This window comes from Variovorax sp. LjRoot130 (assembly GCF_964253755.1).
Taxonomy (GTDB): Bacteria; Pseudomonadota; Gammaproteobacteria; order Burkholderiales; family Burkholderiaceae_C; genus Variovorax.
In genome coordinates this window covers 463,453-481,527 of the sequence record NZ_CAXURM020000001.1, presented here as the reverse complement: position 1 = coordinate 481,527, position 18,075 = coordinate 463,453, and the positions used below count along the sequence as shown (strand labels likewise).

19 protein-coding genes are annotated in these 18,075 nt (G+C 66.4%); 3 read left to right on the top strand and 16 right to left on the bottom strand.

The window, feature by feature from the left end; translation table 11 throughout:
* Positions 1-8: 8 nt before the first annotated feature.
* The 16 genes from ACSQ86_RS02505 to ACSQ86_RS02430 form a co-directional block, all read right to left on the bottom strand.
* Positions 9-2,087, bottom strand: a complete 2,079-nt coding sequence (locus ACSQ86_RS02505) for an NAD(+) synthase (RefSeq protein ID WP_436308430.1) — start codon at positions 2,085-2,087, stop codon at positions 9-11.
* A 97-nt stretch (positions 2,088-2,184) separates the two neighbouring features.
* A complete protein-coding gene (locus tag ACSQ86_RS02500) occupies positions 2,185-2,550 on the bottom strand; it encodes a hypothetical protein (RefSeq protein WP_436308429.1) in 366 nt (121 codons plus the stop codon).
* Positions 2,551-2,756: 206 nt separating this feature from the next.
* A complete protein-coding gene (locus tag ACSQ86_RS02495) occupies positions 2,757-3,920 on the bottom strand; it encodes a Gfo/Idh/MocA family protein (RefSeq protein WP_436308428.1) in 1,164 nt (387 codons plus the stop codon).
* A gap of 5 nt (positions 3,921-3,925) precedes the next feature.
* The gene (locus ACSQ86_RS02490; protein ID WP_436302554.1) at positions 3,926-4,888 is read right to left on the bottom strand and encodes a substrate-binding domain-containing protein; all 963 of its coding nucleotides are present in this window, start codon (positions 4,886-4,888) and stop codon (positions 3,926-3,928) included.
* Between the two features lie 46 nt (positions 4,889-4,934).
* Positions 4,935-5,969, bottom strand: coding sequence for an ABC transporter permease (locus ACSQ86_RS02485; protein WP_093104879.1), 1,035 nt, complete (start codon positions 5,967-5,969; stop codon positions 4,935-4,937).
* Positions 5,938-7,455 carry a sugar ABC transporter ATP-binding protein gene (locus ACSQ86_RS02480; RefSeq protein WP_436308427.1) on the bottom strand — a complete coding sequence of 506 codons (1,518 nt, stop codon included), beginning with the start codon at positions 7,453-7,455 and terminating at the stop codon, positions 5,938-5,940. The genes ACSQ86_RS02485 and ACSQ86_RS02480 overlap by 32 nt, the downstream gene beginning before the upstream one ends.
* Positions 7,452-8,621, bottom strand: coding sequence for an ROK family protein (locus tag ACSQ86_RS02475; RefSeq protein ID WP_436306243.1), 1,170 nt, complete (start codon positions 8,619-8,621; stop codon positions 7,452-7,454). Before ACSQ86_RS02475 ends, ACSQ86_RS02480 begins: the two co-directional genes overlap by 4 nt.
* 207 nt (positions 8,622-8,828) lie before the next feature.
* Positions 8,829-9,248, bottom strand: a complete 420-nt coding sequence (locus tag ACSQ86_RS02470; protein ID WP_093104875.1) for a F0F1 ATP synthase subunit epsilon — start codon at positions 9,246-9,248, stop codon at positions 8,829-8,831.
* Positions 9,249-9,266: 18 nt separating this feature from the next.
* A complete protein-coding gene (gene atpD / locus ACSQ86_RS02465; protein WP_093105441.1) occupies positions 9,267-10,682 on the bottom strand; it encodes a F0F1 ATP synthase subunit beta in 1,416 nt (471 codons plus the stop codon).
* Between the two features lie 52 nt (positions 10,683-10,734).
* A complete protein-coding gene (gene atpG / locus ACSQ86_RS02460) occupies positions 10,735-11,610 on the bottom strand; it encodes a F0F1 ATP synthase subunit gamma (protein WP_093104873.1) in 876 nt (291 codons plus the stop codon).
* Positions 11,611-11,631: 21 nt separating this feature from the next.
* Positions 11,632-13,185: a F0F1 ATP synthase subunit alpha gene (gene atpA / locus ACSQ86_RS02455; protein WP_214696543.1), complete on the bottom strand. Its 1,554-nt coding sequence runs from the start codon at positions 13,183-13,185 to the stop codon at positions 11,632-11,634.
* Between the two features lie 37 nt (positions 13,186-13,222).
* The gene (locus ACSQ86_RS02450) at positions 13,223-13,753 is read right to left on the bottom strand and encodes a F0F1 ATP synthase subunit delta (RefSeq protein WP_436302553.1); all 531 of its coding nucleotides are present in this window, start codon (positions 13,751-13,753) and stop codon (positions 13,223-13,225) included.
* Positions 13,754-13,761: 8 nt separating this feature from the next.
* The gene (locus tag ACSQ86_RS02445) at positions 13,762-14,232 is read right to left on the bottom strand and encodes a F0F1 ATP synthase subunit B (RefSeq protein ID WP_093104866.1); all 471 of its coding nucleotides are present in this window, start codon (positions 14,230-14,232) and stop codon (positions 13,762-13,764) included.
* Between the two features lie 80 nt (positions 14,233-14,312).
* Positions 14,313-14,576 (bottom strand): F0F1 ATP synthase subunit C, encoded by a 264-nt coding sequence (gene atpE, locus ACSQ86_RS02440; RefSeq protein ID WP_019657641.1) that lies wholly within the window; start codon positions 14,574-14,576, stop codon positions 14,313-14,315.
* A 61-nt stretch (positions 14,577-14,637) separates the two neighbouring features.
* Complete coding sequence (gene atpB, locus ACSQ86_RS02435; RefSeq protein WP_093104864.1) at positions 14,638-15,507, bottom strand: F0F1 ATP synthase subunit A; 870 nt, start codon at positions 15,505-15,507, stop codon at positions 14,638-14,640.
* Positions 15,508-15,510: 3 nt separating this feature from the next.
* A complete protein-coding gene (locus ACSQ86_RS02430; protein ID WP_436302551.1) occupies positions 15,511-16,011 on the bottom strand; it encodes an ATP synthase subunit I in 501 nt (166 codons plus the stop codon).
* A gap of 171 nt (positions 16,012-16,182) precedes the next feature.
* On the opposite strand from ACSQ86_RS02430, the gene ACSQ86_RS02425 reads away from it, so the two are divergent.
* Genes ACSQ86_RS02425 through lipB form a run of 3 tightly spaced genes read left to right on the top strand, consistent with a single transcriptional unit; the run spans position 16,183 to position 18,058 of the window.
* The gene (locus ACSQ86_RS02425; RefSeq protein WP_436308426.1) at positions 16,183-17,088 is read left to right on the top strand and encodes a D-amino acid aminotransferase; all 906 of its coding nucleotides are present in this window, start codon (positions 16,183-16,185) and stop codon (positions 17,086-17,088) included.
* A complete protein-coding gene (locus tag ACSQ86_RS02420) occupies positions 17,085-17,381 on the top strand; it encodes a YbeD family protein (RefSeq protein WP_093104854.1) in 297 nt (98 codons plus the stop codon). Before ACSQ86_RS02425 ends, ACSQ86_RS02420 begins: the two co-directional genes overlap by 4 nt.
* Entirely contained in the window at positions 17,378-18,058 is a 681-nt protein-coding gene (gene lipB / locus ACSQ86_RS02415) for a lipoyl(octanoyl) transferase LipB (RefSeq protein ID WP_436310249.1), read from the top strand. The genes ACSQ86_RS02420 and lipB overlap by 4 nt, the downstream gene beginning before the upstream one ends.
* The last annotated feature ends 17 nt before the right edge of the window (positions 18,059-18,075 follow it).

Here is an 18,075-nt window from a genome sequence, read left to right as displayed (position 1 = left end):
ATCCGCCCTCAACCGGACTCGGGAACCCGCCTTAGATCCTCCAACCAGACCTCCGCTTCCGAATCACTGGGCGCGCGCCAGTCGCCGCGCGGCGAGAGCGATCCGCCCGAACCGACCTTGGGCGCGTTCGGCACGCACGAGCGCTTGAACTGGCTGATCTTGAAGAAGCGGTAGAGGAAGGTGCCGAGGTGGCGCTTGATGTCGGCCAGCGCGTACTCGTTGCGCGCCGGCTGAAGCTCGTCCTCGGGCCAGCGGCCGCGCGTGCGGTCGCCCCAGGCCGCATGCGCGAGGAAAGCGACCTTGGTCGGCCTGAAGCCGTAGCGCAGCGTGTAGTAGAGGTGGAAGTCCTGCAGCTCGTAGGGGCCGATGACGTCCTCGGTCCGCTGGCCGGGCTGCGCCGACGCCTCCGCGCCGTCGGCGGCAGCGGTTGGAATCAGCTCGGGGCTGACCTCGGTCTCGAGGATGTCGCGCAGCACCGCGCTGCCCTCGGCGCCCAGCACCTGGGTTGCAGCAACCCAGTGCACCAGGTGCTTGATCAGCGTCTTGGGCACGCTCGCATTCACGTTGTAGTGCGACATGTGGTCGCCGACGCCGTAGGTGCACCAGCCCAGCGCCAATTCGCTCAGGTCGCCGGTGCCCACGACGATGCCGTTGTGGTGGTTGGCCAGGCGAAACAGGTGGCTGGTGCGTTCACCGGCCTGCACGTTCTCGAAGGTGATGTCGTACTGCGGGACGCCCTGGTCGAAGGGATGGCCCAGGTCTTCCAGCATCTGGCGGCAGCTCGGACGGATGTCGATCTCGCGCGCCGTACAGCCGATGCTGGCCATGAGCCGGTGCGCCTGCGCCAGCGTGCGCCCGCTGGTCGCGAAGCCGGGCATGGTGAAGCCGAGGATGTTGGCGCGCGGCAGGCCGAGCCGGTCCATCGCCTGCGCACAGACCAGCAAGGCATGGGTCGAATCGAGCCCGCCCGAGACGCCGATCACGAGCTTGTCGATGCGGCTGGCCTCCAGCCGCTGCACCAGCGACTGCACCTGGATATTGAACACCTCGCTGCAGCGCTCGTCGCGCCGCGCCGGATCGGCGGGCACGTAGGGAAAGCGCTCCACCGTGCGCAGCAGGCCGCGCGGCACTTGAGGCGGCGGCGCGAGGTCGAATTCGACGGTGCGCCAGTTCGCCAGCGCGCTCTTGTGCTTCTGGACCGAGGTGCCGAAGCTGTTCTGCCGCATGCGCTCGCGCGACAGGCGCTCGAGGTCGACGTCGGCCGCGATGAAGTGCGAGCGGTTGCTGAAGCGTTCGCTCTCGGCCAGCATGTCGCCGCTCTCGCAGATCAGCGCCTGCCCATCCCAGGCCAGGTCGGTGGTCGATTCGCCGATGCCCGCCGACGAATAGAGGTAGGCCGCGAGGCAGCGCGCCGACTGCAGGCTGACCAGCCGATGCCGGTAGTCCGACTTGCCGATCGTGATGTTGGAGGCCGAAAGATTGACCAGCACCGTCGCACCGGCCAGCGCCGCGTAGCTCGACGGGGGAATGGGCACCCACACGTCTTCGCAGATCTCCACGTGCAGCTTGAAGAGCGGCATCTGCCGCGACCGGAACAGGAGCTCGGTGCCGAAGGGCACGCGTTCGCCGCCGAGCTCGACCTCGGTGGAGAGCGCGCTGTCGGCGCCGTTGAACTGCCGGCCTTCGTAGAACTCGCCGTAGTTCGGCAGGTAGGTCTTCGGCAGCACGCCCAGCACCCGGCCGCCTGCGACGACGGCGGCACAGTTGAAGAGGCGGTGGTCCACGCGCAGCGGCAGGCCGACAACGGCGACGGCGCCGATGTCGCGCGAGGCCGCGGCGACCTCCAGCAGCGCGCGCTCGCAGGCATCGAGCAGGGCCGCCTGGTGGAACAGGTCGTCGCAGGTATAGGCCGAGAGGCCCAGCTCGGGGAAGGCGACCAGCACCGCGCCGTCGGCCGCCGTCTCGCGGTACATGCGGATGGTCTCGGCCACGTTGAACACCGGATCGGCCACGCGATTGCGCGGCACCGCCACGGCGAGGCGCGCGAAACCGTGGGTGTAGGGATTGAGGAACTCGTGTTCGGTCATGGGCCGGATTGTGGGCCTTGTGCCAGCGCCTGCCCGGCAGGCTCGGCAAAAGCCTTGGCCTTGGCCCGAATGCCGGCGCTCTTGCGACGAGGCCGCGCTAGAGCGAAAGTAGGCGCTGCAGGAAGGCGCGATAGCGCCGCAGCGCCATGCGCAGCTGCTCCGTCGACGCCTGCTCCACCTGGTCCGTCTGCCCCTCGAGCGCGCCGCGCTGCTTGGAGAAGGTCTGGCTCAGGTTGTCGAGGACCTGGCGCACCAGCTCGTCGGCCTTGCGCACTGCCTGCTGGGGGTCGTCGACGAAGCCGATCTGGACCGCATCCCAGCTGACGCGAAAGTCGCGCGCCGCGTCGGGAGAGAAAAGCGGATCCAGCGACTCGTCGCTGCTCCCGGCGGGCGCCTGCTTCTCGGCCGCGGGCTGCTGCAGGTCGTCCGGCGCGATGCCTCGCTGCCCGTTGCGCCCCTCCACCGCCGCGCCTGCGGGTTCGTGGCATCCATACGCATCTCCCTTCGCATCGGGACACTCGCGGTCCACCGCGATCGGCGGTCATCGCGGACGTCTTCATGGGGATGCTGACCCGGCGGCCGCGCCAAGTCAGCGGCGCAGCGGACATTCAACTGTGGGAGGGTACACCTACAGCGGCAGCGCGGCATGCGGGGCGCGCGCATGCAGGCTCACCAGGCCGTCCACTTCGCCTCGCTCTTCGCGGAAGCCACCGTGCGCTCGATGAAACGCACGCCGCGCGCGCCGTCCTCGACGCGCGGGTAGTCGGCTTCCAGCGGATCGGCCGCAAGGCCCGTGAGCCGCGCGCGGATGTCGGCCATGACGCCGCCGTACACGTTCGCGAAGGCTTCGATGAAGCCCTCGGGGTGGCCGCTGGGCAATCGGCTCGCGCGCTTCGCCGCCTCGCCGAGCCAGGGCGATCCGCGTGTCAGGATGCGGCGCGGTCCGTCGTGCGGCAGGTGCAGCAGTTCGCTCGGCTGCTCCTGCCGCCACACCAGCGTGCCCAGCGTGCCGGAGACGCGCAGGCGCAGGTCGTTCTCCAGGCCGGTGTTGACCTGCGAGGCGATCAGCACGCCGCGCGCGCCGCCCTGGAAGCGCAGCAGCAGGCTGCCGTCGTCGTCGAGCGCACGGCCCGGCACCAGCGCGCTCAGGTCGGCGCAGAGGCTCTCGATCTCGAGGCCGGTCACGGTCGCGACCAGGTTCTCGGCGTGCGAGCCGATGTCGCCGATGGCGCCGGCCGCACCGCTCATGGCCGGGTCGCTGCGCCAGGCGGCCTGCTTGTTGCCTTCGCTCTCGAGCTGGGTCGAAAGCCAGCCCTGGTTGTATTCGACCACCACCTTGCGGATCTCGCCGAGCCGGCCCGAGCGCACGATCTCGCGCGCCTCGCGCACCATCGGGTAGCCGGTGTAGTTGTAGGTGACCGCGAACATCGTGCCCTTGCGCGTCACCGCGGCGACCAGGGCATCGGCCTGCGCGCGCGTGTGGACCAGCGGCTTGTCGCACACCACGTGGAAGCCGGCTTCGACGAAGGCCTGCGCGACCGGGAAGTGCACGTGGTTGGGCGTGACGATCGAGACGAAATCGATGCGCTCGTGTTCCGGGCGCTTCAGTTCGTCGTCGAGCAGGCTTTGCCAGTCGCCATGGTTGCGGTCGTCCGCCAGCAGCAGGTCGCGGCCCGAAGCCCGGGCCTTCTCGGCGCTCGACGACAGCGCACCGGCCACCAGCTCGGCCTGGCCGTCGAGCGCGATCGCCTTGCGGTGCACCGCACCGATGAAGGCGTCGCGCCCGCCGCCGACCATGGCGTAGCGCAGCTTGCGAGAAGGGATCTCGGTCATCGGCCTCAGAACGGTGAATTCGGGTGGTAGAAGTCCTTGGCGTTCTCCTTGGTGATCAGCACCGAGGGAATGATCGTCGTCGCCGGCAGCTTCTCGCCCTTCAGGCGCGCTTCGGTCGTGAGCTTGATCGCGTCGTAGATGAACTTGGGCGAGTAGCTCACGTCGGCGTCGATGCGCTTGTCCTTGCCGTCGAGGATGGTCTTGACCATGCCCTTGGCGCCGGCGCCGCCGAAGATGATCTTGATGTCGTCGCGCTTGGCCTGCTCGATGGCCTTGAGCACGCCCACCGCCATGTCGTCGTCGGCGGCCCAGATGGCATCGATGTTCTTGAAGCGCGTGAGGTAGTCCTGCGTGACCTTGAAGGCATCGTCGCGATTCCAGTTGGCGTACTTGGCGTCGAGCAGCTTGATGTCGGGGTAGTTCTTCATCACGCCGTTGAAGGCGTCCATGCGCTCGTTGTCCAGCGTGGTCGCGATGCCGCGCAGCGCGACGACGTTGCCCTTGCCATTGAGCTTCTTCGCGATGTACTCGGCCGGAATCTTGCCGAAGGCGGTGTTGTCGCCGGCGACATACGCGTCCTGTGCGCTGGTGTCGGTCAGGCCGCGGTCGACCACGGTGACATAGGTGCCCTTGGCCTTGACCTGGGCCACCGGCTTGGTGAGCGCGGCCGATTCGAAGGGGAAGATCACCAGCGCGTTGATCTTGGTCACCGTCGACAGGTCCTGCAGCTGGTTGGCCTGCTCGGGCGCGTTGGCCGCCGTCTTGATCGTGATCTTGAGGTCCTTGTGCTGCTTCTCGAGATCCTTCTTCGCCTGGTTGGCCCAGTAGTTGATGCCGCCCATGAAGCTGTGCGTGGCGGCGGGGATCGAGACGCCGAGGTTGACCTTCTCGGCGGCGAAGGCCGGGAAGGCCGCAAAGCTCGCGGCTGCGACGGCGGTGAGTGCGATGCGTCGGGTGATGAGAGTCATGCTTGTTGTCTCCGTGGTTGAAAAAGGGAAATGAAAAGCCGGGGGCTCACCTTCTGCCTCGCTGAAGAAAGGCGACGACGATGATCACGATCCCCTGCACCGCGGCGTTGAGGTACACGCTGATGATGCTGGTGAGGTTCAGGATGTTGCTGATGACCGAGAGCAGGATGGCGCCGATCACGGTGCCGGTGATGCTGCCCGCGCCGCCCTTGAGCGCGGTGCCGCCGACGATCACCGCGGCGATGGCTTCGAGCTCCCACAACAGGCCGGTGGTCGGCGACGCAGAGCCGAGGCGCGGCACGTAGAGCAGCGTCGCGATGCCGACGCAGACGCCGAGCAGCACGTAGGTGAGGATCTTCACGCCGTCGACGCCGACCGCCGCATAGCGCGCGACCTGCTCGTTGGAGCCGATGGCCTGCACGTAGCGGCCGTAGGCGGTGCGGTTCAGGATCAGGCCGCCGATGACGGCGACGATGAGGAACACCCACACCGGCACCGGAATGCCCAGCAGGCTCGCGTAATAGACCGGCGCGTAGAGGTCCGACAGATCGTTGTCGAGCGTGAGCGCGCCGCCGTCGGCGAAGTAGGTCAGGTAGGCCCGGAAGATGCCGAGCGTGCCCAGCGTCACGATGAAGGGCTCGATGCGCCCCTTGGTGATGAGCAGGCCGTGCGCGAGCCCGAACGCCGCGCCCAGCGCCACGGCGAGCACGGCGCCGAGCACCACCGCGAGGAGCGGCGAGCCGAACATGGGACCCATCGCGTTGATGAACATGATCACGCAACCCGCGATCAGCGCCGCCATCGAGCCCACCGAGAGGTCGATGCCGCCCGAGATGATCACGAAGCACATGCCGACCGCGATGATGCCGATGAAGGCGGTGCGCGTGAGCACGTTCATCGCGTTGTCAAGCGTGGCGAAGTCGCCGTTGAGCAGCGTGCCGGCGATGCACAGCAGCACCAGGCCGATGACCGGGCCGAGGCCGTGCAGGCGCTCGGTCCAGCGCGGCTTGCTTTCGCTGCGGTGCGCTGCGGCGGCGGCCGTAGCGGCTTCAGGCGTGGCTTGTTGCGGTTCCGGTGGCATGAGCGATGAGCTCCTCTTCGGTCAATTGATCGGCATCGAGCGTCGTGACGAGCCGGCCCGCGCGCATCACCGCGACGCGATGGCACAGGCCGATCAGCTCCATCAGCTCCGACGAGACGACGATCACGGCCAGCCCCTCGCGGGCCAGGCGCTGGATCAGGAAATAGATGTCGCGCTTGGCGCCGACGTCGACGCCGCGCGTGGGCTCGTCGAGCACCACCACCTTGGGCTGCGGCTGAAGCACCTTGGCGAGCGCGAGCTTCTGCTGGTTGCCGCCCGAGAGCGAGGAGGCGCGCGCGTCGAGGTCGCCGGTCCGGATGCCGTAGTCCCTCACGGCCGTGGCCAGCGCGCTGCGCTCGGCCTCGGGGTGCAGCCAGGGCGTGGCATAGCGCTCGAGCGCCATCAGCGTGAGGTTCTGGCGCAGGCCGAGGTGCACGTGCAGGCCCTTGCCCTTGCGGTCTTCGCTCAAGTAGGTGAAGCCGTGCTTGGCGGCATCGCGCGGGTTGCGCAGCTGCACGGGCTTGCCGCCGATCTCGACACTGCCGCTCGCCGGCCGCAGCCCCATCAGGCCTTCGAAGAGCTCGGTGCGGCCGGCGCCGACCAGCCCGGCGAAGCCGAGGATCTCGCCGGGGCGCACCTCGAAGCTCGCATCCTCGGCCCAGCCGGGCACGCTGAAGTGGCGCACCTGCATCGCAGGCGCCGCGTCCGCGACCACGGCATCGCGCGGCGGATACAGGTCGGCGAGTTCGCGGCCTACCATCAGGTTGGCCATCTGGTGGCGCGTGAGTTCGGAGGTCGGCGCGCGCGTCACGAAGCGGCCGTCGCGCATCACGATCACTTCGTCGGTGATGCGCTCGACCTCGTCGAGCTTGTGCGAGATGTAGACGACGGTCACGCCGTCGGCGCGCAGCTGCGCGATCAGCTTGAACAGACGCTCGGTCTCGCCGGGCGTGAGCGTGGCGGTCGGCTCGTCCATGACGAGCAGGCGCGCGTGGCGCGAGACCGCCTTGGCAATCTCGACCAGCTGCTTCTCGGCGACGATCAGTCGGCGCACCTTGGTGCGCGGGTCGACCTGGAGGCCCACTGCGGTGAGCGCAGTCGCCGCTTCGCGCTCCATCGCAACGTCGTCGAGCAACCAGCCTTTTCTCTTTTCGTGGCCGAGGAAGATGTTCTGCGCCACGCTCAGGTCTTCGGCCAGGTTGAACTCCTGGTGGATCAGCACGATGCCGAGCGCTTCCGCATCGCGCGAACTGCCGAAGTGCTGCGGCTCGCCGTTCACGCGCACGACGCCGCCGGTGATCGATTCGTAGCCGGCGAGGATCTTCATCAGCGTGGACTTGCCCGCACCGTTCTCGCCGAGCAGGCCGTAGACGCGGCCCGGTTCGATGGCGAAGCTCACGCCGTGCAGCACCTGCACCGGGCCGAAGGCCTTCACGACCTTGTCGAATTCGACGGCGACGCTGCGCTTGGGCTGCTGCTGCGTCATGGCGCGACCCCGCGAACCTTCAGCGTCTCGTGCATGGCCAGCACGCCGGCGCCGATCAGCCCGGCCTGCGTGCCCAGCGGCGTGTACTGGATCTCGAGATGCCGTGTCGAGAGCGCGAGCGAGCGCTGGTACACGCTCTGGCGCAGGGCCGCGAGGAACAGCGGTCCGATGTGCGTGATGCCGCCGCCGATGAACACGTGCGAGGGATTGAAGAAGTTCACGATCGACGCCAGCATCTGGCCGATCAGGTTGCCGGCGCGCTGCACGATCGCGTTGGCCGCCGCATCGCCGGCACGGCTGGCCTGGCCGACATCGATGGCATCGATGCGGCCCTGCGCGCGCAGCCGCTCGGCCAGCGCGGCGCTCTCGCCGGCTTCCGCAGCCTGTACCGCCATGCGCGTGATGGCCGGGCCGGCCGCCATCGCCTCGACGCAACCGACATTGCCGCAATGGCAGCGCGGGCCTTCCTGGTCGACGCAGATGTGGCCCACGTCGCCGGCTGAGCCCGCGGCACCACGGTACACCTCGCCGTGGCACACGATGCCGCAGCCGATGCCGGTGCCGATCTTGATGACGAGGAAGTTGGAGAGCGAGCGCTTCAGGCGCCAGAGTTCGCCGAGCGCCATCAGGTTCACGTCGTTGTCGACGAAGACCGGCGCCGCGTAGTCCTCGCGCAGGTAGTCGCGGATCGAGAAGCTGTCCCAGGCCGGCATCAGCGGCGGGTTCACGAGCTGGCCGATCTCGAAGTTGACCGGGCCCGGCACGCCGATGCCGATGCCGATGACCTGCTTCGCGTCGAAGCCGCATCGGCCCAGCAGCTCGCGCATCAGCACGCGCACGCGGGCCAGCACCACGCCGGGGCCTTCGCGCACGTCGGCCGGCTCCGCATGCTGGGCCAGCACCGTGAGGTCGGGCCGCAGCACCGCGACGTCGAGGCTGGTGGCGCCGATGTCCACCCCGACCAGCACGCCGAGGCCCGCATGGAGCTGGAGGTTCTCGGCCCGGCGGCCACCGGAGGAGCGCTGCAGGCCGGCCTCGGCCAGGAGGCCCTGCTCGACCAGGCCGGCGATCAGCGCGTTGGCCTTGCTCTTGGAGAAGCCCAGCTTTTCGGCCATGCCATGGCGCGAGCCGCCGGCCGACCAGAAGGTCGTCTCCAGCAGCCGCATCTCGTCGGCAGTGAGGCCGCTCCAGGTGTCCAAGCTTTGTCTCCAGTGTTCGTTCTTCGTTACCCTGCGGCCTCTACGGACCGGGGCGAAGGCGAATACTAGGCGCTGGGCTTCAGCCGAACAAGATTGAACTTCGACCTGATTAAGACCGAAGGACGTGAAAAAAGCCGCCCGAAGGCGGCTCTTTCGAAGGACAGCACTGCTGCCTTACTTTTTTTGGCGGTATTTGCGGAGTGCGGCGATCTGCGCGGCCATCACGGCCAGTTCCGATTGCGCCATCGCGATGTCGATGTCGCTCCTGGCGTTCTTGAGCGCTTCCTCGGCGGCGGCCTTGGCCACGTTGGCCTTCTCGTCGTCGAGGTCCTTGCCGCGGATGGCGGTGTCGGACAGCACGGTCACCGTGCTGGGCTGCACTTCCAGGATGCCGCCGGCCACGAAGACGAATTCCTCGCCGCCGTCGGCCGTCTCGATGCGCACCGCACCCGGACGGATGCGCGTGATCAGCGGCGTGTGGCGCGGATAGATGCCGAGCTCGCCGGCTTCGCCGGGCAGCGCGACGAACTTGGCCTCGCCCGAGAAGATGGACTCCTCGGCACTGACCACGTCGACGTGAATGGTGTTTGCCATCTGGATTCCTATGCCGCCTTAGGCGACCTTCTTGGCCTTTTCGAACGCCTCGTCGATCCCGCCCACCATGTAGAACGCTTGTTCCGGCAGGTGGTCGGCTTCGCCGTTCACGATCATCTTGAAGCCGCGGATGGTTTCGGCCAGCGGCACGTACTTGCCCGGCGAGCCGGTGAACACTTCGGCCACGTGGAAGGGCTGCGACAGGAAACGCTGGATCTTGCGGGCGCGGGCCACGGCCAGCTTGTCGTCCGGAGCCAGTTCGTCCATGCCCAGAATCGCGATGATGTCGCGCAGTTCCTTGTAGCGCTGCAGCGTGCCTTGCACGGCGCGGGCCACGTTGTAGTGCTCTTCGCCGACCACGTGCGGGTCGAGCTGGCGCGAGGTCGAATCGAGCGGGTCCACGGCGGGGTAGATACCGAGCGAAGCGATGTCGCGCGACAGCACCACGGTGGAGTCCAGGTGGGCGAAGGTGGTGGCGGGCGAGGGGTCGGTCAAGTCGTCGGCCGGCACATACACGGCCTGGATGGAAGTGATCGAGCCGACCTTGGTCGAGGTGATGCGTTCCTGCAGGCGGCCCATTTCCTCGGCCAGCGTCGGCTGGTAGCCCACGGCGGAAGGCATGCGGCCCAGCAGAGCCGACACTTCGGTACCGGCCAGCGTGTAGCGGTAGATGTTGTCGACGAAGAAGAGCACGTCGCGGCCCTCGTCGCGGAAGGATTCGGCGATGGTCAGGCCGGTCAGCGCCACGCGCAGACGGTTGCCCGGGGGCTCGTTCATCTGGCCGTAGACCATGGCCACTTTCGACTCGCCGAGGTTCTCGAGGTTGACCACGCCCGAGTCGGACATCTCGTGATAGAAGTCGTTGCCTTCGCGGGTACGCTCACCCACGCCGGCGAACACCGACAGACCCGAGTGGGCCTTGGCGATGTTGTTGATGAGTTCCATCATGTTCACGGTCTTGCCGACGCCGGCGCCGCCGAACAGGCCCACCTTGCCGCCCTTGGCGAAGGGGCAGACCAGGTCGATCACCTTGATGCCGGTTTCCAGCAGGTCAGTCGACGGCGAGAGCTCGTCGTAGGCCGGCGCCTTGCGGTGGATCGAAGCGGTGACTTCCTGGCCGACCGGGCCGCGCTCGTCGATCGGGCGACCGAGCACGTCCATGATGCGGCCGAGCGTCGCCTTGCCGACGGGCACGGTGATCGGCGCGCCGGTGTTGGTCACGACGAGGCCGCGGCGCAGGCCGTCGGACGAGCCGAGCGCAATGGTGCGCACCACGCCGTCGCCGAGCTGCTGCTGCACCTCGAGGGTCAGCGTGCCGCCTTCGTATTGCAGCGCGTCGTACACCTTGGGCATCTGGTCGCGCGGGAATTCCACGTCGACCACGGCCCCGATACATTGAACGATCTTGCCTTGCGCTGTATTTGCTTGAGCCATCATCTGCTCCGGTAAAAATTAAATCTGGTTGAGGTCGAAGGACCGAAGGTCTTCAGACGCCTGCGGCCGCCGCAGCGCCCGAAACGATCTCCGACAGCTCTTTGGTGATGCCGGCCTGGCGGGTCTTGTTGTAGACCAGCTTGAGCTCGTCGATCACGTTGCCGGCGTTGTCGGTGGCGGACTTCATGGCGACCATGCGCGCCGACTGTTCCGACGCCATGTTCTCGGCCACGGCCTGGTACACCAGCGACTCGACGTAGCGCACCAGCAGTTCGTCGATCACGCTCTGGGCATCGGGCTCGTAGATGTAGTCCCACGAGTGCTGGCCCTTTTCCATCTTCATCGACTCGGCGGCCAGCGGCAGCAGCTGCTCGACCACCGACTCCTGGCGCATCGTGTTGATGAACTTGGTGTAGCAGAGGTAGACCGCGCTGAGCTTGCCCTCGGCGTACGCGTCGAGCAGCACCTTGACCGGGCCGATCAGCTTGTCGAGGTGCGGTGTGTCGCCCAGCTGGGTGACATGCGAGACCACGCGGGCGCCGATGCGGTTCAGAAAGCCCAGGCCCTTGTTGCCGATCGCCACCGCCTCGACGGCGACGCCGGCCGACTGTTGCTCGCGCAGCTTGGTCGTCACGACGCGCAGCACGTTGGTGTTCATGCCGCCGCACAGGCCCTTGTCGGTCGTCACGACGATGAAGCCAGCGGCCTTCACGTCGTTGACCTTCATGAAGGCGTGCGTGTACTCCGGGTTCGCCTGGCCGAGGTTGGCCGCGATGCTGCGGATCTTCTCGCTGTAGGGGCGGGCGGCGCGCATGCGTTCCTGCGCCTTGCGCATCTTCGACGCGGCCACCATTTCCATGGCCTTGGTGATCTTCTTGGTGTTCTCCACCGATTTGATCTTGCCGCGGATTTCCTTACCAGCTGCCATTGGGGCTCCTTGCGTGGTCGATCAGGCGAACGACTTCTTGAACGCCGTGACGGCGGCCGTCAGCTCGGCCTCGGTGTCCTTGTCGATCGCCTTGGCCTGCTCGATCTTGTCGAGCAAGGGGGCGTGGCTGGACTTGAGGAACTGGTGCAGGCCGTGTTCGAACGACAGCAGCTTCTTCACGTCGATGTCGTCCAGGAAGCCCTTGTTCACCGCGAACAGCGAGGCACCCATCAGCGAGATGGGCAGCGGGCTGTACTGGGCCTGCTTCAGCAGTTCGGTCACGCGGGCGCCGCGGTCGAGCTGCTTGCGGGTGGCTTCGTCGAGGTCGGAAGCGAACTGCGCGAAGGCCGCGAGTTCACGGTACTGCGCGAGGTCGGTACGGATACCGCCGGACTGGGCCTTGATGACCTTGGTCTGCGCTGCCGAACCCACGCGCGACACCGAGATACCGGCATTGATGGCGGGACGGATGCCGGCGTTGAACAGGTTGGTTTCCAGGAAGATCTGGCCGTCGGTGATCGAGATCACGTTGGTCGGAACGAAAGCGGACACGTCGCCAGCCTGGGTTTCGATGATCGGCAGCGCGGTCAGCGAACCGGTCTTGCCCTTGACTTCACCTTTGGTGAAATCTTCAACGTACTTTTCGTTCACGCGAGCGGCACGTTCGAGCAGACGGCTGTGGAGGTAGAACACGTCGCCGGGGTAGGCTTCGCGGCCCGGCGGGCGGCGCAGCAGCAGCGAGACCTGGCGGTAGGCCACGGCCTGCTTGGACAGGTCGTCATAGACGATCAGCGCGTCCTGGCCGCGGTCGCGGAAGTACTCGCCCATCGTGCAGCCCGAATACGCGCTCACGTACTGCATGGCGGCCGATTCGGAAGCCGAGGCGGCCACGACGATGGTGTAGTCCATCGCACCGGCCTGTTCCAGCGCGCGCACCACGTTCTTGATCGAAGAAGCCTTCTGGCCGATCGCGACGTAGACGCAGGTCATGTTCTGACCCTTCTGATTAATGATTGCGTCGATCGCCACCGCGGTCTTGCCGGTCTGGCGGTCGCCGATGATCAGCTCGCGCTGGCCGCGGCCGATCGGCACCATCGAGTCGATGGACTTGAGGCCGGTCTGCATCGGCTGGTCGACCGACTTGCGGGCGATCACGCCCGGGGCGACCTTCTCGATCACGTCGGTCATCTTGGCGTTGATCGGACCCTTGCCGTCAATCGGCTGGCCCAGCGCGTTGACCACGCGGCCAATGAGCTCGGGGCCGACCGGCACTTCCAGGATGCGGCCCGTGCACTTGACGGTGTCGCCTTCCGAGATGTGCTCGTACTCGCCCAGAATCACGGCGCCGACCGAGTCGCGCTCGAGGTTCAGCGCCAGGCCGAAGGACGGCGTGCCGTCCGCCGTGGGCGGGAACTCGAGCATTTCGCCCTGCATCGCGTCCGACAGGCCGTGCACGCGCACGATGCCGTCGGTCACCGACACCACGGTGCCCTCGTTGCGGATGTTCGCGCTGACGCCGAGGCCTTCGATGCGGCTCTTGATCAGTTCGGAAATTTCTGCGGGATTGAGTTGCATGACTCTTTCCTTCTTTCTTTGTAAGGGGCTGACGGCCTCAGGCTGCCAGCGCAACTTTCATTTGTTCGAGGCGCGCCTTGACGGAGGTGTCGAGCACCTCGTCACCCACCACCACACGAATGCCGCCGATGAGGGCCGGCTCCTGCTGGACCGTGACCTGCAGCTTGCGGCCGAAGCGCTTCTCGAGCGCCGCAGCAACGCCATTCAACGCTGCCGCATCGATCGGGAAGGCGCTGTACACCACGGCGTCGGACGAACCGCTTTGCGCATTCGCCAGGGCCCGGAACTGCTTTGCGATTTCCGGCAGCGCGGAAAAGCGCCCGTTCTCGAGCAGGGCCGTCAGGAAGTTGTTGGCGGCAGCCGGCAACTCAGCGCCGTAAGCGCCGGCGATGACGCCGAGCACCTGCTCGGGCGTGACCTTGGGGTTGTCCGCGAACTGCTGGAGTTCGGGGCTGGCGGCGATGGCGGCGACTTTTTCGAGCCAGGCGCCGGCGCCTGCCAGGTCCGACGACGACGCCTTGAAAAGCGCTTCGGCGTAGGGACGTGCAATGGTGGCGAGTTCTGCCATGGCTTTGATCAGAGTTCGGTCTGCAGGCGGGCGAGCAAATCGGCGTGCACGGCCGGATTCACTTCCTTGCGCAGGATCTGCTCGGCGCCCTTGACGGCCAGCGCGGCCACCTGCTCGCGCAGCACCTCGCGCGCCTTCACGGCCTGCTGCTCGGCTTCGGCGCGAGCGGCGACGACGATCTTGTTGCCTTCTTCCGTGGCGCGGGCCTTGGCCTCTTCAACGATGGCCTGCGCACGACGTTCGGCATCGGCAAGACGTTGCGCGGACTCGTTGCGCGCCTTGCCCAGTTCGACTTCCACCCGCTTGTCCGCATCGGACAGCGCGGCCTTGGCCTTGTCGGCAGCAGCCAGGCCATCGGCGATCTTCTGGGCACGCTCATCCAGCGCCTTAGCGATCGGCGGCCACACGAACTTCATCGTGAACCCGACAAGAATCAGGAACACGATCATCTGGACGATCAGGGTACCGGTAATGCTCACTTTTTACCCTCTCTGTGGGATTGAATCCGAAGCCGCTCCCCGAGGAACGACAGGGGTTCGACGAGAAAGCCTGGACCCGATTACTTCGGCAGGTTGGCGATTTGCGAGAGGAACGGGTTGGCCGTTGCGAACCACAGCGCGATACCGGTACCGATAATGAACGCGGCGTCGATCAGACCGGCCAGCAGGAACATCTTGGTTTGGAGTTCGCCCATGAGCTCGGGTTGGCGTGCGGCCGACTCGAGGTACTTGCTGCCCATGATGCCGATGCCGATACATGCGCCCACAGCGCCCAGACCGATGATCAGGCCGGCGGCCAGTGCAACAAAGCTAATAACTTCCATGATGACTCCTAGAGGACTTTGGTTGAAGAGAAAAGAAAAAACGAAAAACTAAAAGAGCGGATCAGTGGTGATCGTGCGCCTGGCCCACGTACACCAGCGCCAGCATCATGAACACGAAGGCCTGCAGCGTGATGATCAGGATGTGGAAGATGGCCCACGCGGTGCCCGCGATGATGTGGCCGAGCGCCAGGAACACGCCCGTGGCCGACAGCGTCCAGGCGCCGCCCATCAGTGCGATGAGCAGGAAGATCAGTTCGCCGGCGTACATGTTGCCGAACAGACGCATGCCGTGCGACACGGTCTTGGCGATGAACTCGATCAGCTGCATCGCGAAGTTGAAGGGGTAGAGCGCCCAGTGATTGCCGAAGGGCGCGGTGAACAGCTCGTGAATCCAGCCGCCGAGGCCCTTGATCTTGATGTTGTAGAAGAGACAGATCAGCAGCACCGAGACCGACATGCCCATGGCGACCGACAGGTCGGCGGTGGGAACGACGCGCAGGTAGGCATGATGCGGGTCGCCGCCGGCCACGCCGAAGATCCAGCCCCAGATCGCCGGGAACAGATCGACCGGGAACAGGTCCATCGCATTGAGCATGAAGATCCACACGAAGATGGTCAGCGCCAGCGGCGCGACGAACTTGCGGCTGTTGGCGTTGTGGACGATGCCCTTGGCCTGCTGGTCGACCACTTCGATCAGGATCTCGACCGCAGCCTGGAAGCGGCCCGGGACGCCCGAGGTCGCCTTGCGCGCGGCCAACCACAGCACCCAGCAGCCCAGTACGCCGAGCAGGATCGAGAAGAACAGGGAGTCGAAGTTGAAAACCGAGAAGTCGGCAACACCTGCCGGCTTGGAGCTCTGAAGATGCGTCAAGTGGTGAACGATGTATTCACCAGCGGTCTGACCATGTTCCGCAGCGTTTTCAGCAGCCATCCGTTACTCGTCTTTAAGTTTCAAGCGCCTGGGAGCCAGCATCACCGCCACCCACGCCGCCTTCATTGTCACCACCAAGCCCACCAGCATCGCCGGCCAGCTCAGCGCCGTTACCAGCCTTGGCGCGGCGATCAGCATCGCCACCGTCAAGGCCATCTTGACCATTTCCCACAAAAAGAATCCGAACACCGCAGTGCCCGGATTCAGGGAAGAGAACCTTCCAGTGAGCCCCCGCGCGAACACCGCAGCAGGAATGACCACTGCCAGTGCGCCGTATCCGGCGGACCACCCCAGATTTTGCCTCCCTGTCAGGCCCCAGGCGGCCAACGCCACCAGCAGCCCCGCTCCGACCTGAACCGCGATCACGCGCCAGGGCGAGATCGACGGCTTCTTTTCGCGCAGCCGCTGGGCCTCTTCGGCGGTCAACGGCTTGAAGTCAGCATCCGGGTCTTGAGCGTCCTCTCGGACTTCCCTCTCTCTCACATCGCGGGCGATTGTTTTCATTTCGAATGAAGCCCGGATGACGACCCAGAATTTCTACAAAGCCATTGATTATAAGTAAAAACCCATGGCTCTCCGCCATGTTCCGGGCCGAGCTCGCAAAACATCCTTGCCCCGCGCTGCGGCAAGCGCGAGACGTTGGAAAGCACAGGAGTGCCCCCACCATAATCTCTTATGCACCCGATCACCGACGCCCTCCCCGACTCGCTCTGCTACCTCGACGGCAGCTACGCGCCGCTCTCCGACACCAAGGTCAGCGTGCTCGACCGCGGCTTCATCTTCGGCGACGGCGTCTATGAAGTGGTGCCGGTCTATGGCGGCGTGCCTTTCTGCTTCGAGGAACACATGGCGCGGCTGGACCGCTCGCTGGGCGAGCTGCGCATCGCCAATCCGTTGACGCATGGGCAGTGGCACGCGATTGCGATGCGTCTCGTCGAGGCCAGCCCGCCTTCCGAGCGCGCGGCCGTGCAGGCCATCTACATCCAGGTCACGCGCGGCGTGGCCCCGCGCGAGCATGCGATGGTGCAGGGTCTCGTGCCCACCGTCTTCGTCATGCTGAACCCGATGAAGCCGGTGTCCGATGCGGCGCGCGCCAAGGGCGTCGCTTGCGTGAGCGCGCACGACTTCCGCTGGCAGAAAGCCCACATCAAGAGCACCAGCCTGCTGGGCGCGGTGCTGGCGCGGCAGATCAGCGTCGAGGCCGGCGCGGCCGAGACCATCATGTTCCGCGGCGACTGGCTCAGCGAGGCCTCGTCGAGCAACGTCTGGGTGGTGAAGGACGGCACGGTCTATGGACCGCCCAAGGACGAGCTGGTGCTGGCCGGCATCCGCTACGGGCTGATCGAGCGCATCTGCGCCGAGGCGGACATCCCCTTCTCGCTGCGCCGCATCGCACGCGACGAAGTCTTCGGCGCCGACGAACTCTTGCTGTCCTCGGCCAGCAAGGAAGTGCTGCCGGTGGTCACGCTCGATGGCCAGACGATCGGATCGGGGCGTCCCGGCCCGGTCTTCCAGGCGCTGCATGCGGGCTACCAGAGGGCCATCGAGCGCAGCGCGCAAGAGCAAGGAGTTCCTGCATGAGCACCGCCCCCGACACCCCACCGATCGACGCGCGCAAGGAGTCGCTGATCGAGTACCCCTCGCAGTTTCCGATCAAGGTCATGGGCGTCAAGGCCGATGGCTTCGTGCATGCGGTCACGCTGATCGCCGAGCAGTTCGATCCGAACTTCGACGCCAGCACCATCGAACTGCGCAACAGCAAGGCCGGCAACTACCTCGGCGTGACCATCACCGTCACTGCCACCAGCCGCGAGCAGCTCGACGCCATCTACATGGCGCTGTCCGCGCATCCGATGGTCAAGGTGGTGCTCTGAGCAAAGCGCTCGAGGCCGTGTGGCTCGGCCGCGTCGCCTACGCGCCGACCTACGCGGCGATGCAGCAGGTGACGCGGGAGCGCACGCCCGACACCGCCGATACGCTCTGGATCTGCGAGCACCCGCCGGTCTACACCCAGGGCCTGGCGGGCAAGGCCGACCATGTGCTGAACCCCGGCGACATCCCCGTCGTGCAGACCGACCGCGGCGGCCAGGTGACCTACCACGGCCCCGGCCAGGTGGTGGCTTATCCGCTGGTCGACCTGCGGCGCGCCGGCTACTACGTGAAGGAATACGTCTTTCGCATCGAGGAGTCGGTGATCCGCACGCTGGCGCACTTCGGCGTCACCGGCCACCGCGTGGGCGGCGCGCCGGGTATCTATGTGCGGCTTGACGACCCGTTTTCGCATGCCGCACTGACCGGCCCGACGCAACCCGCCGACCCCTTCCGCGGCCTGGGCAAGATCGCCGCGCTGGGCATCAAGGTCAGCCGCCATTGCACCTACCACGGCGTCGCGCTCAACGTCGCGATGGACCTGGAACCCTTCTCGCGCATCAACCCCTGCGGCTACGCAGGGCTCGAAACCGTCGATCTTTCTACAATCGGCGTTCAAACAACCTGGGACGAAGCCGCGCAGGTGCTGGCCAGCAAGCTGGCCGCCTACCTCGCGCCTTGAGCCCCACTCAAGAGAAG

Excerpts from the sequence above, each read along its gene's own strand:
- ACSQ86_RS02505 (WP_436308430.1), bottom strand. The coding sequence starts at position 2,087 with ATGACCGAACACGAGTTCCTCAATCCCTACACCCACGGTTTCGCGCGC.
- ACSQ86_RS02495 (WP_436308428.1), bottom strand. The coding sequence starts at position 3,920 with ATGACCGAGATCCCTTCTCGCAAGCTGCGCTACGCCATGGTCGGCGGC.
- ACSQ86_RS02490 (WP_436302554.1), bottom strand. The coding sequence starts at position 4,888 with ATGACTCTCATCACCCGACGCATCGCACTCACCGCCGTCGCAGCCGCG.
- ACSQ86_RS02485 (WP_093104879.1), bottom strand. The coding sequence starts at position 5,969 with ATGCCACCGGAACCGCAACAAGCCACGCCTGAAGCCGCTACGGCCGCC.
- ACSQ86_RS02480 (WP_436308427.1), bottom strand. The coding sequence starts at position 7,455 with ATGACGCAGCAGCAGCCCAAGCGCAGCGTCGCCGTCGAATTCGACAAG.
- ACSQ86_RS02475 (WP_436306243.1), bottom strand. The coding sequence starts at position 8,621 with ATGCGGCTGCTGGAGACGACCTTCTGGTCGGCCGGCGGCTCGCGCCAT.
- ACSQ86_RS02470 (WP_093104875.1), bottom strand. The coding sequence starts at position 9,248 with ATGGCAAACACCATTCACGTCGACGTGGTCAGTGCCGAGGAGTCCATC.
- atpD (WP_093105441.1), bottom strand. The coding sequence starts at position 10,682 with ATGGCTCAAGCAAATACAGCGCAAGGCAAGATCGTTCAATGTATCGGG.
- atpG (WP_093104873.1), bottom strand. The coding sequence starts at position 11,610 with ATGGCAGCTGGTAAGGAAATCCGCGGCAAGATCAAATCGGTGGAGAAC.
- atpA (WP_214696543.1), bottom strand. The coding sequence starts at position 13,185 with ATGCAACTCAATCCCGCAGAAATTTCCGAACTGATCAAGAGCCGCATC.
- ACSQ86_RS02450 (WP_436302553.1), bottom strand. The coding sequence starts at position 13,753 with ATGGCAGAACTCGCCACCATTGCACGTCCCTACGCCGAAGCGCTTTTC.
- atpE (WP_019657641.1), bottom strand. The coding sequence starts at position 14,576 with ATGGAAGTTATTAGCTTTGTTGCACTGGCCGCCGGCCTGATCATCGGT.
- atpB (WP_093104864.1), bottom strand. The coding sequence starts at position 15,507 with ATGGCTGCTGAAAACGCTGCGGAACATGGTCAGACCGCTGGTGAATAC.
- ACSQ86_RS02430 (WP_436302551.1), bottom strand. The coding sequence starts at position 16,011 with ATGAAAACAATCGCCCGCGATGTGAGAGAGAGGGAAGTCCGAGAGGAC.
- ACSQ86_RS02425 (WP_436308426.1), top strand. The coding sequence starts at position 16,183 with ATGCACCCGATCACCGACGCCCTCCCCGACTCGCTCTGCTACCTCGAC.
- ACSQ86_RS02420 (WP_093104854.1), top strand. The coding sequence starts at position 17,085 with ATGAGCACCGCCCCCGACACCCCACCGATCGACGCGCGCAAGGAGTCG.